Annotated in this window: 14 protein-coding genes; 9 read left to right on the top strand and 5 right to left on the bottom strand. The window is 71.6% G+C overall.

The genetic code is table 11. From position 1 onward, the window contains the following. The first annotated feature begins 40 nt into the window (after positions 1–40). From D7193_RS26125 to D7193_RS26105, 5 genes are all read left to right on the top strand, one after another. On the top strand, positions 41–1,399 hold the full coding sequence (locus D7193_RS26125) for a M14 family zinc carboxypeptidase (RefSeq protein ID WP_120782285.1): 1,359 nt from the start codon (positions 41–43) through the stop codon (positions 1,397–1,399). A 225-nt stretch (positions 1,400–1,624) separates the two neighbouring features. Then, positions 1,625–1,948 carry a hypothetical protein gene (locus D7193_RS26120; protein ID WP_120782284.1) on the top strand — a complete coding sequence of 108 codons (324 nt, stop codon included), beginning with the start codon at positions 1,625–1,627 and terminating at the stop codon, positions 1,946–1,948. 5 nt (positions 1,949–1,953) lie between these two features. Further along, on the top strand, positions 1,954–2,448 hold the full coding sequence (locus D7193_RS26115) for a WXG100-like domain-containing protein (RefSeq protein WP_120782283.1): 495 nt from the start codon (positions 1,954–1,956) through the stop codon (positions 2,446–2,448). Beyond that, positions 2,441–3,052: a DNA/RNA non-specific endonuclease gene (locus D7193_RS26110; protein WP_120782282.1), complete on the top strand. Its 612-nt coding sequence runs from the start codon at positions 2,441–2,443 to the stop codon at positions 3,050–3,052. Before D7193_RS26115 ends, D7193_RS26110 begins: the two co-directional genes overlap by 8 nt. Positions 3,053–3,069: 17 nt before the next feature. Further along, positions 3,070–3,402, top strand: coding sequence for an immunity protein YezG family protein (locus D7193_RS26105; protein ID WP_147434455.1), 333 nt, complete (start codon positions 3,070–3,072; stop codon positions 3,400–3,402). Between the two features lie 33 nt (positions 3,403–3,435). Here the strand turns inward: D7193_RS26105 and D7193_RS26100 are convergent, their stop codons facing one another. From D7193_RS26100 to D7193_RS26090, 3 genes are all read right to left on the bottom strand, one after another. Beyond that, on the bottom strand, positions 3,436–4,383 hold the full coding sequence (locus D7193_RS26100; RefSeq protein WP_120782280.1) for a cation diffusion facilitator family transporter: 948 nt from the start codon (positions 4,381–4,383) through the stop codon (positions 3,436–3,438). Positions 4,384–4,488: 105 nt separating this feature from the next. After that, entirely contained in the window at positions 4,489–4,680 is a 192-nt protein-coding gene (locus D7193_RS26095) for a general stress protein CsbD (protein ID WP_120782279.1), read from the bottom strand. 105 nt (positions 4,681–4,785) lie between these two features. After that, positions 4,786–6,489 carry a peroxidase family protein gene (locus D7193_RS26090; protein WP_241563477.1) on the bottom strand — a complete coding sequence of 568 codons (1,704 nt, stop codon included), beginning with the start codon at positions 6,487–6,489 and terminating at the stop codon, positions 4,786–4,788. A gap of 246 nt (positions 6,490–6,735) precedes the next feature. Here D7193_RS26090 and D7193_RS26085 point away from each other — a divergent pair, with 246 nt between their 5' ends. Continuing rightward, positions 6,736–7,470, top strand: coding sequence for an SDR family oxidoreductase (locus tag D7193_RS26085; protein ID WP_120782278.1), 735 nt, complete (start codon positions 6,736–6,738; stop codon positions 7,468–7,470). Positions 7,471–7,550: 80 nt separating this feature from the next. Here the strand turns inward: D7193_RS26085 and D7193_RS26080 are convergent, their stop codons facing one another. Together D7193_RS26080 and D7193_RS26075 are read right to left on the bottom strand one after the other, a co-directional pair. Further along, complete coding sequence (locus D7193_RS26080; protein WP_241563475.1) at positions 7,551–7,994, bottom strand: sigma-70 family RNA polymerase sigma factor family protein; 444 nt, start codon at positions 7,992–7,994, stop codon at positions 7,551–7,553. A 72-nt stretch (positions 7,995–8,066) separates the two neighbouring features. Further along, on the bottom strand, positions 8,067–9,020 hold the full coding sequence (locus tag D7193_RS26075) for an RNA polymerase sigma-70 factor (RefSeq protein ID WP_241563473.1): 954 nt from the start codon (positions 9,018–9,020) through the stop codon (positions 8,067–8,069). 137 nt (positions 9,021–9,157) lie between these two features. Here D7193_RS26075 and D7193_RS34635 point away from each other — a divergent pair, with 137 nt between their 5' ends. The 3 genes from D7193_RS34635 to D7193_RS26065 all read left to right on the top strand — a co-directional run bounded on the left by D7193_RS34635 (position 9,158) and on the right by D7193_RS26065 (position 11,443). Further along, positions 9,158–9,292 carry a hypothetical protein gene (locus D7193_RS34635; RefSeq protein ID WP_277749924.1) on the top strand — a complete coding sequence of 45 codons (135 nt, stop codon included), beginning with the start codon at positions 9,158–9,160 and terminating at the stop codon, positions 9,290–9,292. Between the two features lie 172 nt (positions 9,293–9,464). Then, positions 9,465–10,079, top strand: a complete 615-nt coding sequence (locus tag D7193_RS26070) for a TMEM175 family protein (protein ID WP_120782277.1) — start codon at positions 9,465–9,467, stop codon at positions 10,077–10,079. A gap of 62 nt (positions 10,080–10,141) precedes the next feature. Then, positions 10,142–11,443 (top strand): low temperature requirement protein A, encoded by a 1,302-nt coding sequence (locus D7193_RS26065; protein ID WP_120782276.1) that lies wholly within the window; start codon positions 10,142–10,144, stop codon positions 11,441–11,443. Positions 11,444–11,456: the final 13 nt, after the last annotated feature.

Below are 11,456 nucleotides of genomic sequence, written 5' to 3'. Positions count from 1 at the left end.
ACGTACGACCCGGACCGCCCGCGCAGAAAGGGAATCACTCGTGATCGACGCCCACCTGTTCCGATGGAAGTCCCGACTGTTGACGGCCGGCGCGGCGCTCGCGGTCGGCCTCGGTGCCGTGGTCGCGCCCGCCACCGGCGCCGCCGCGGCGCCCGCCACCGCCGAGTCCACCCTGCCCAGTGGCAACAGCGCGTACCGGACGCTGGCCGACTACGAGAGCGACATGGCCGACCTGGCCGCCCGGTATCCGGACCTGGTCAAGCCGATCACGCTGCCCTACCGGACGACGTCCGGCCGGGCCGTACACGGCATCGAGATCAGCAAGGACGTCCGCGCGAACGACGGCAAGCCGGTCTTCGTGGACGTGGGCATGCACCACGGCAACGAGTGGCCCAGCGGCGAGCTGACCATGGAGTTCGCGATCGACCTGGTCACGAACGCCCGCGAGCCGCGCATCGCGAGCCTGCTCGAACGGGCCCGCGTCGTGGTCGTGCCGGTGGTGAACGTGGACGGCTTCGTCCGCAACCGCCGACAGACCGACACCAACACCGACATGAACCGTAACTACGGCCTGGGCTGGCTGCCGCTGTCGTCGGCCGGCACCGCCCCCTGGTCGGAGCCGGAGAGCCGGAACATCGCCTGGCTGCTGTCGACGCGGCAGGCGACCGTGTTCAACACCCAGCACACCTGTATCCAGGTGGTGCTCTACCCGCCGCTGCAGCTCGCCGCCGGGCCGGCGCAGGACGCCTCGCGCCTGCACCGACTGGCCTCGGCCGTCGCCGCGCAGTACGGGCCCACGTACCGGGCGCTGCCCTCCGCGGAGGACTACGAGACGACCGGCGAGGCCATCGACTGGGCGTACTACGCGACCCGCGGCCTGTCGATCACCAGCGAGACCTGCCCGAACCCGGGGGTGGCCCGCACGTTCGAGACCCAGGTCCTCGACACGTACGCCGCGCACCGCTCGGCCATGCTCGAAGCGCTCGAGACCACCGCGGACCCCCGCGAGCACGCGGTCATCGAGGGTAAGGCGCCGAAGGGCGCGGTACTGCGGATCACCAAGTCCTTCGACATGTACACCAGCCCGTACGCGCAGCCCGACGGCGGCGTCCGGCCGACGTCGTTCACCACGACGCTGAGCTCGGATCTCGACGTCGTGCGGCCCAACGGCACCTTCCACTGGGCAGTCAATCCGTCGTACCGACCGGTGGCGGCCTACCAGGCCGACGGCGTACGCGGGAACCAGACCGGCTTCCACACCGAGCCGTGGATCCTCACCTGCGAGCGGCCCGACGGCACGGTGCTGCAGGCCACGCGGGTCAACGTGGACCTGGGCGAGCAGGTGCGGGTCGACCTGAGCCCGTGCAAGCGCAACTTCCACCGCAAGGACGTCCGCTGACGTCCACGGACTGACGCGGGCACGGCGCGCGGGGCGGCGGACGACGGTCCGCCGCCCCGCATTCGCGTCCCGCACTTTTCCACACCCATTGCCGCCGTTGAATTCGTCGGCACCCGATCGCCATTCCGACACCCGCCCCGGACGCCGATCGCGCACTATCCACAAAGGGTGGTCGTTGATAAAATCCACCTCCGCCGGGAATCGTCGACTGTACGGGGAGATGACGTGCCCGACCTCGAAGTCCAGCCAGCCTCCATCCGCACCAGCGGGCAGTCCCTGCTCGCGCGTGGTGACGGCTTCGCCGAGCAGCTCGCCGCGTTCGAGCAGGCGACCGCGGCGTACGAGGGGGCCTGGGGTGACGACACGATCGGCACGTACATCGGCAGCGCGTACGTGGCGGTGGCGCAGTGGGCGCTCGACTGCTGGTACACGGTCGCCGACGAGCTGTCCGCGGCCGGCGACGACCTGAGCGCGATGGCCGACGCGTACGAGCAGACGGAGACCGACAACCTCGGCGGGTTCGACGCCATCGGCCGGGCGCTCGGCTGACCGCCATGGGTCTCCAGCTTCCCGGTGAGCTCGTGTCCGTCCTCGGCATGCTCGGCTACGACTGGCCGACGTCCGACGAGGAGCAGCTGTTCAAGCTCGGTCAGCTGTGGCTGTCGTTCGGCCAGCAGTTGCAGGAGACCGCCTCGGCCGCGGACACGTCGGCCGCGCAGGTGTGGGAGCAGAACCAGGGCATGGCCGTGAGCGCCTTCCAGACCTGGTGGAAGGGCGAGGAGAACGCGCTGGACACGCTCCAGCAGGGTGTCACGGGCGCCACGCTCGTCGGCGCGGGGCTGATCGTCTGCGCCGTGATCGTCCTCGCCCTCAAGATTCAGATCATCGTGCAGCTGGTGATCCTCGCGATCCAGATCGCCCAGGCCATCGCGACCGCGGTGGCCACCTTCGGCGCCTCGCTCCTGGAGATCCCCATCTTCAAGATGATCACCTCGCTGATCCTCGACCAGCTGATCGGCATGGCGATCGAGGCGGTCCTCAATGGCTAGGCGGCGCGGACGGCGCGGCGGCGGGTCCGGCAGCGGCACCCCACCCGCCGTCCGGGGCCCGATCGGTGCGGCCGTCCGCCGCCTTCCCAAGCCCCGGACGCGACGCCTCAACGCCGACACCATCGAGTTCGAGGCCGGCAAACCCCGTCGCTGGAACCGGACGGTGAACCGGAAGCTGTTGCCCAACACGAACTACGTGGAACGGCACACCGGCTACCGTTACCGCACCGACGGCAAGGGGCGCGTGTCGTCGTTCAACGGCAGGCTCCAGCTCGCGCACGGTCACCGCAACAGTTACCAGCAGCGCGTCTCCGGCGGGACCGACCGGCTGTCCACCGATCAGGGCGGCCACCTCTTCGCGCACATCTTCCGGGGGCCCGGCGAGCGCATCAACCTGCTGCCGATGGACCAGACCATCAACCTGTCCGACTGGAAGAAGATGGAGAACACCTGGGCGGACGCCCTGAAGGCCGGCCGGAACGTGCAGGTGTCCGGCCGGGCCTTCTATCCGCCGGGCACCTCGTCGCAGCGCCCCTCACATCTGCTGGTCACCTACCAGATCGACAACGACCCGCCCGTCGTCGTACCCTTCAGGAACAGATAGTGAGGACCCCGACGGAAATGTTTGACGAATCTCAGCATGACGTTGTCAGCACGATCGGCGGGATCCTGCTGAAGCTGATGCCGAACGACGCCGTGAAGATCATTGCCAAGGGCGATCTCGGCGAGGAATCGGCCGGTGTGAGCATCCAATGGCGCACCTCGACGGGGGCGATGAAGCACTTCCCGTTCGACGAGCAGCCGTTCGAGGAGATCATCCAGCTCAGCGACGCGTTCATCTCGCTTCGCCAGCTCATGGTGGCCGACGGGCACGACCCGTGGCACGGGATCACGTTCGCCATCGACCGTGACGGCGAGTTCGACGTCGACCTCGCGTACGACCAGCCCGAGTAGCCGGTCACCGCGGCCGCGCCCGCGGGCGACGGATCAGTCCGACGTCTGCCGGATGTCCCGGCCTCCGGTGGGGTCGAGGAAGACGTACCGGATCGTCGGGAACAGCGCGGCGAGCCGCCGCTCGGCCTCGTCCGCCGCGGCCTCGACGTCCGTGCTGCTGGCCGTGGCGACGAAGTCGACCTTCGCGGCGACGAGGATGGTGTTGGGGCCCAGGTAGAGGGTGAACAGTTGCCGGATCCCCTCGATGGCCGGCACCGCGAGCAGTTCCCGCCGGATCAGACCCCGACCGTGATCCGGCACCGCCCGGCCGATCAGCAGGGCGATGTTGCTGTAGCCCAGGCTGGCGGCCACACCGAGGAGCAGCACGCCGATCGCGATCGACGCGAGGCCGTCCCAGAGCGGGCTGCCCGTCAACTGGCTGAGCGCCACGCCCCCGGCGGCCAGCGCGAGCCCGATCAGGGCGGCGAAGTCCTCGAAGAAGACGGCCTTGACCGGGGTGTCCGGACTCCGGATCACCACCGACAGCGGATGGACCATGAACCGCCTCGCCCGGGTCCGGATCTGCCGGACCGCGCGGGCCAGGGAGATGGATTCGAGGACGGCGGCGACCGCGAGCACGAGGTACGCGAAGAGGGGGTCCGCCTGCTGGCGGGGTGACCTGATCGCCTCGATGCCCTCGTCGATGGACAGGCCGGCGCCGATCAGGAAGGTGGCGAGGGCGGCGAGCAGGGCCCAGATGAAGGTCTCTCCGCCGTATCCGAAGGGTCGGTCCTCGGTCGGCCGCCGGGACCCGCGCCGCAGGCCGACGAAGAGCAGCACCTCGGTGGTGGTGTCGGCCAGGGAGTGCAGGGCCTCGGCCACCATCGCGGCCGAGCCGGTGAGCAGACCCACGAGGCCCTTCGTCGCACCGACGGCGAGATTGACCGAGCCGGCCAGGACGACGGTGCCCGTGCTTCCGCTAGCTTCGGGCGATTCGGGCATATTGTCAGCTTATTGCCCGTCGCCGGCCGACCGGTCCGGACGGGTCGCCTGCGAGGGCGGCGACGCCTCCGGCACGCCGACCGGACGCGCCGCCCCCTCCCCCGGTCAGTTGGTGAAGGTGTCCGGCACGTCCCGGGCATCCTCCTGGACGTGCTCGCCGGGCTTCTTGCCCCGGATCTCGTCGCGTCGCATCACCCGCTCCGCTTCGGCCCGCTCGTCCCGCGTCATGTCGCCCATCCGCGCCCTGGCCGGGCCGGCCAGCTGCTCGAGGTCGTCGTTCGCCCGCTCCACGCTCATGTCGTCTCCCAGCCACTCCGGCGGACCGCCCTGTCCGCGCCTTTCCGGACGCGTCCCCGCGCGCACGTCGGAGAAACCTGGTCGCGACCGCCGGACGGCCCGTCGTCAGGCTGCCGGTGCGGGCCGGTCGCGGTCGACGCCGAGGGTGAGCAGGTCCGCCAGGCCGAAGCGGGACCCGGCGGCGGGCAGCTGCGGGGTCCAGTCCGGTTGCCGGACGAGGTAGCTCGTCGGGTCGGCGCGGAGAAGCCCGACGAGGACCTCCGCCACGATCCGGCCGCCGACCGGGCCGAGGCGGTCGCCGCCGCCGCGGTGCTCGGCCTCCTTGAGCACGTAGAACCACAGCGGGGTGCCGTGCGGCCAGGTCTGCTCCAGTTCGTCGACGGTCAGCGGCGTCACGCCGATGAGCCGGGCGACGGCCTCACCGCTGGGCAGGCCGGTGGTCTCGCCGCGCAGCAGGTCACGCGCGGCCAGCGAGTGGTAGGCGGCGACGTCGACCGCACCGGTGACCTGCTCGGGCAACCCGATGAGGCTGGCCGCGAGCCGGCCGTCCAGGCGCTTGGCACGCTGGGCGGGCGGGCGGCCGGGCAGGTCGAAGAGCTGCGCGAGGTCGAGGCGCCGGCCGGCGGAATGGGGGCCGAACCCCACCAGGTCCGGGAAGAGCGGCACCTCGGGCCCGCCGTCGACGAGCCGGTACGTGTGCCGGATCTGGCCGTGGCCGTAGCGGAACGCGGCGTCGGCGAACTCCAGCGGGATGTACGCCTCCCCCGGCAGCGGCGCGAACCACCTGCCGCCCTCGGCGAGCACCTCCTCGACCAGGGGCGCTCCGACGAGCCGGGGCAGGAAGTCGCGGACCACGATCCACTGGTAGTGCCAGGTGAGGGCCGTGCGGGCCCGGTCGAAGACCTCCGCCTCGGGCACGCCGTCCGCGCGCAGCAGGTCGACGAGGTGGTTGTGCGCGTGCAGCAGGGCGACGTGCAGGCTCAGCGCGAACAGGTGCACGTCGTCGCGGGGGTCGCCGATCAGGGCCACGCCCTGGTGGTTGCGCGGCACGTCGTCGCCGTTCGGGCCGAGCAGGAACGTCGCCGGGTCGTGGACGTCGAACAGGTACGGCGACCCGATCGGGCCGTCCGAGTAGATGATCTCCAGGTTGAGCCTCGGGGCGCGGGAGTTGCGCAGCACGTCGGGGGCGACGCCGCCGCCGATGGGCGAACGGTCGGCCGTGATGTCGTGGGCGACCAACTGGCCGAAGAACGGCCAACCGGCCGCCTCGGTGGCGTCGTCACCGCCGCTGGTCAGCCGGTCAAGGACGGCGGCGTCGCAGATCCCGCCGTCGCCGCCGGCGCGCATCAGCAGCTCAGGGTCGGTGCCCAGGGGGTCCAGGCCGCGGAACATGCGCCCGTACCGGGCCCCACCGGTGGGCCGGTCCACGGCGCGTGCCGGGCTGAGGCAGTGGTCGCGGGCAGCCACGCCGCTGCCGTGCGGGTGAGCGCTGGCCACCTGCCGAGCGTAGGCCGGGGACCGGTCGGCTCCGGACCGGTCGGGCACATGTCCCGCCGCGGTCCCGCGGGCCGGCGCCTCGGCCTCCGGCGCGTCCCGGCCGGTGTCGCCCTCCAGCGCCTCGACGGCGCCGAGAAGGCTGCGCAGACCGACCTCGTCGCGCTGTGCGTCCGCCGGGTCGAACAGCCACTCGTCCGGCGGTACGCCGACGGCATCGTCCACCGGCCGGCTGTTCTCGGCCTCCGTCAGCTCGGCCCGGACGGTGAGTTCGAGCCCGTGCAGGAAGGCGCTGTCGCCGGTTGGGGTGCTCATCTTTCCTCCGTGACGGGGGTGAACGGTGGGACACGCGGGACGTGCTGGTTCCCGGGCACGGGCGGATCGCCGCCCGGCGCCAGCTAGGACAGGGCATCACCGCCGTCTGTGACAGGTCGGCGGTCGCGGCCCGGACTGACTCCGCCGGCTCGTGGAATGAAGCGGAAGGGCGCTGTCACAAGCCGCGTGCCTGTCCGGTCGTACGGGTGGAGGCATCTCCCATCCGGAACCAGAAAGGTCAGGAACATGAAGATCGCTGTCATCGGTGGTACCGGGCTCATCGGGTCGCAGGTGGTCAGGATTCTGAACGCGAGCGGGCACGAGGCCGTGCCGCACTCCCCGTCCACCGGCCTGGACCTGCTGAGCGGCAAGGGCCTGACCGAGGCGCTGACCGGGGCGGACGTCGTGGTCAACCTGACGAACTCGCCGACCTTCGACGAGGCGTCGCCCGCGTTCTTCCAGACGTCGATGGACAACATGCTCGCCGCCGCCAAGGAAGCCGGCGTCGGCCACGCCGTCATCCTCTCGATCGTGGGCGCCGACCAGGTGCCGGACCTGGTGTACTACCGGGCCAAGGTGCTGCAGGAGGACATCCTCAAGGCCGGCCCCGTGCCCTACTCGATCGTCCGCGCCACGCAGTTCTTCGAGTTCATGGACGCGGTGCTGTCCTGGACCGCCGACGAGAACACCGTCCGCCTGCCCGCCACGCTCGTCCAGCCGATGGCGGCGGCCGACGTCGCGCAGGCCGTGGCGGACGTCAGCGTCGGCGCCCCGCTGCAGGGCACGCGCAACGTCGCCGGGCCGGAGGTCTTCCCGCTCGACGAGCTGGGCAGGATCACCCTCGCCGCGCGCGGTGACAAGCGCACCGTCGTCACCGACGACACCGCCGGCATGTTCGCCGCCGCCTCGGGCGACGCCCTCATCGCGAAGGACGACGCCGTGATCGCCAAGACCTCCTACCGGGAGTGGCTGGCGCGCTGACCCGGCCGGGCCCGCACGGCGTCCGCCGCGCGGGCCCACCGGCCTCCCCACGGGGATCCGACGACGCGGGCACACCCGCGTCAGCGGCGGTGCCAGCCGCCGAGCTTGGCCGGGTTCAGCACGATCCAGAGCCGGCTGACCGCGGCGCCGGCCGTGCCGACGGCCACCACGGCGACGGCACGACCGCCGCGGCGCAGCACCAGCCCGGCCCGGCCGTTGACGGCCTCGACCGTCACGTCGGCGCCCGGTCGGCCGCACAGGAGGACCGCGACCAGGCGGGCGACGTCCCGGGCGCCGTGGATCGAATGCGGCGCGGTGGGCGCCGGCGCGCCGCTGTCGCAGACGGCGACGGCGTCGGCGTCGAGGGCGGCCCGGAGCGCGGCGGTGTCGGCCCGACGGCACGCCGCGGCGAGCGCGCGGACGGCCTCGTCGTGCCGGTCGCGGATGCCCGCGGCGGACCGGTCCCGGCGCGGGTCACCCCGTCCCGGCCACCACCTCGGAAGGAAACGGCTGATCCGTCGCACGCATGCGGCCCTCTGGTCTCTCTCGGTCGGCAGCTATGACCGGAGCACACGCTGGTCTGTGACGGCGGTGGATCAGGCCGGCGCGACCGCCGCGGTGATCTTCTCGGGGTTCACCATCCACAGCACCCGATCGATCCCGTCGGTCGAGGCGCTGACCGTGATGAGCCCGTACACCTCTCCGTCGTGCCACAGCACAGCGGACGTCTGCCCGTTCGTGGTCGCCCACCGCACCTCGACGCCCTCCCAGAACCACATGAGCGCGGTCATGAACTTCGCCACGCGCTCGGCGCCCACCACCGGCCGGCGCGACACGCGTACCCGGCCGTTGCCGTCGGCGATGTTGGTGACATCCGCCGCGAGGAGCCGCTCCAACGCGGCCATGTCGCCGGAGCGGGCCGCCGCGATGAACGTGGTCAGCAGCTCCCGCTGCGCCTCCGCGCTCACCGGCGTGCGCCGCTCCTCCGCCATGTGTCGGCGCGCCCGGCTGACGAGCTGCCGCACCGCCGGTTCGGTCGACCGGAGGATGTCGGCGATCTGCGCGTACGGGTAGTCGAAGGCCTCGCGCAGGACGTACGCGGCGCGTTCGTTGGGCGTGAGCTTCTCCATCAGCAGCAGGGCCGCGAACTCCAGGGCCTCCCCGCGCTCGGCGCCCAGGTACGGGTCCGCGCTCGTGTCGACGGGTTCGGGCAGCCACGGCCCGATGTACGTCTCCCGCCGCATCCGCGCCGACTGGAGCGCGTTGATGGCCAGCCGGGTCGTGGTCGTGGCCAGGAACGCGGCCGGGTTGACCACCACGCTGCGGTCAGTGGTCTGCCACCTCAGCCACACCTCCTGCACCAGGTCCTCGGCCTCGCTGGCGCTGCTGAGCATCCGGTACGCGATGCCGAACAGGCGTGGTCGGACACTCGTGAAGATCGCTGCGGCCCCGTCGAGGTCACCCGCGCCGACCGCCTCGTGCGCCACACCGGAATCCGCCACCGCCCGCCCCCGTCCGATCATGTCACGGCTGCCCTGCCGCAGGCCCATCGTGAGCCGACCCTACGGTGATTGCCAACGTCCGGCCGGTGCCAGTGACGCACGGAACGGCGCCGCCGGTCACAGATCGTGCGGCTGCCCGGTCTCGGTTGGCGGACGGAACCGAAACGCCACGAGAGGCAGCCACGATGACCAGACGTAAGCCCACGTCCAACGAGTTCGCCATCCGGCGGGACGCCTTCCACCACCAGTTCGCCACCGACGTGTCCCCGGCGCAGGCCGCCGTGCTGAGCGCCGAGGCCGTGGACGCGGTCGCCGCGTGACCCGCGTTCCCGGTGACGACATCCCGGCGGCGGGCCGCGTCCCACGCCTGCCGTCCCACGACGCCCATCCTGGACGCCGTCACGGTGACGGCGTCTCCCGCACGTCGGCCACGGCGCGCACGGCGCCGGCGCCGCGCGGGTCACGCGACGACGGCGAGAGGACGGTGACGCGGTGAGGACCGGTCGGCTGGAGGCGTTCAGCGACGGCGTGCTTGCCATCATCATCACGATCATGGTGCTCGAGCTGAGGGTGCCGGAGGGTCACGATCTCTCCGACCTCGTGCACACGGCCGGCGTCGGGCTGCTGACCTACCTGCTCACCTTCGTCTACGTCGGCATCTACTGGAACAACCACCACCACATGTTCCACCTGGTCCGGCGCGTCAGTGGCGGTGTGCTGTGGGCGAACCTCGCGCTGCTGTTCTGCCTTTCGCTGTTCCCGTTCACGACGGCGTGGGTGGACGAGTCGAGGTTCGAGCAGACACCCGTCGTCGTCTACGGTCTGAACCTGCTCGCCGCCGCCGTGGCGTACTACATCCTCCAGACGGTGATCATCCGGCAGGAGGGACCGGATTCGCCGCTGCGCCGGGCCGTCGGCGCCGACGTCAAGGGCAAGATCTCCCCGGTGCTCTACATCGCCGGCATGCTCAGCGCCCTGGTGATCGACCGCGAGGGGCGGATCGGCGTGTGGATCTCGCTCGGGTGTTTCGTCGGCGCGGCCATCCTGTGGATCGTCCCCGACCGTCGCATCGACCGGGTCGTCCGCCAGGCCGGGATCCCGGACTGAGGACGCGACCGATCGGAAGCGACATCGGCAACGGCGACCCTGGTAGCTGACACACTGCCGGTGTGAGGACGACACTCCCGTCGCGTGCGCTGAACCTGGGGGCGCCCGGTTCCCGGGTGACCCGGCTGGAGCTGTTCTACGACCTGGTGTTCGTCTTCGCGTTCCTGAACGTCAGCACCCTGACGGAGGCGGACTTCAGTCCGCAGGGTCTGATCGAGGCGCTGCTCGTCCTGTCGCTGCTGTGGTGGTGCTGGAGCGGCTTCGCGGCGCTCGGCAACATCCTCCGCGCCGATCAGGGCGTCATGCCGGTGCTGGGCTTCGGTGTCATGGCGGCCGTGTTCGTCCTCGCCCTGTCCACCGACACGGCGTTCCACGAGAATCCCGGTGGCCTGGACGGCCTGTTCGTCTTCGCCTGCGCCTACACGGTGACGTGGGCGATCCTCATCGCCACCCTGTGGAGCACCGTCCCACCGGACCGGGGCGCGCGCCTGCGGTCGCTCACGCTGACGGTGCCGATGGTCGCCAGCATCGCGCTCATCGTCCTCGGTGCGACACTGCCGCAGCGGCTGTTCGGCAGCGACGTCGCGGACGCCGTACGGATCGGATGCTGGGCCCTGGCGCTGCTGATGGAGTACGCGACCGGCCTGTTGCTGAGCCGCACCGGCTGGCGGCTGCGGTCGATGGGGCACTGGGCCGAGCGGCACGCGCTGATCGTGCTGATCGCCCTGGGCGAGTCGGTCCTCGCCCTGGGGGTCGGTGCGACCAACCGCCACGGGAGGCCCGTCACCGCGACCGTCGTGGTGGCGGCCATGCTCGGCATCGGCGTCATCGCCGCGCTGTGGTGGCTGTACTTCGACGTCCTCGCCTCCCGGGTCGAGCAGATCCTGCATGGCGTGCGGGGGCCGCGGCGGATCCCCGTCGCCCGGGACGTCTACACGTACCTGCACCTGCCGCTCGTCGTCGGCGTCATCCTGTTCGCGCTCGGCCTGGAGCGGCTGCTCGGCGCGGTCATCAACCGGCCGGAGGCCACCGCGCACAACGCCGTGGGTGGGCTGGACGTCCTCGTCCTCTTCGGCGGGGTGGTGCTGTACGTGCTGGCACTGGCCGCCGTCGAGCTGCGCGTGTCCCGGCGGGTCGACCTCGTCCTCGCCACGTGTGCCGCGGTGCTGGTGGCGCTGATCCCCGTCGCCGGTCAGTTCCCCACGGTGGTCGGGCTGGCCATGCTCGCCGGGGTCACCGTGACGACGGTCGTCGCCCAACTGGCGGCCAGACGGGGCGCCCGGCGACAGGTGCGCGACCTCATCCAGCAGGAGCAGGCCGCGTTGGAGGCGGCCGCGAACAAGTGGCGGCGGCAGTACCTGTGAGGGGCGCCCGGCC

Source organism: Micromonospora costi, assembly GCF_003626655.1.
In the GTDB taxonomy this organism is placed as follows: domain Bacteria; phylum Actinomycetota; class Actinomycetes; order Mycobacteriales; family Micromonosporaceae; genus Micromonospora; species Micromonospora costi.
Note: the sequence above shows the minus strand (reverse complement) of the source record. Positions and strands in the feature narration are given on the sequence as shown.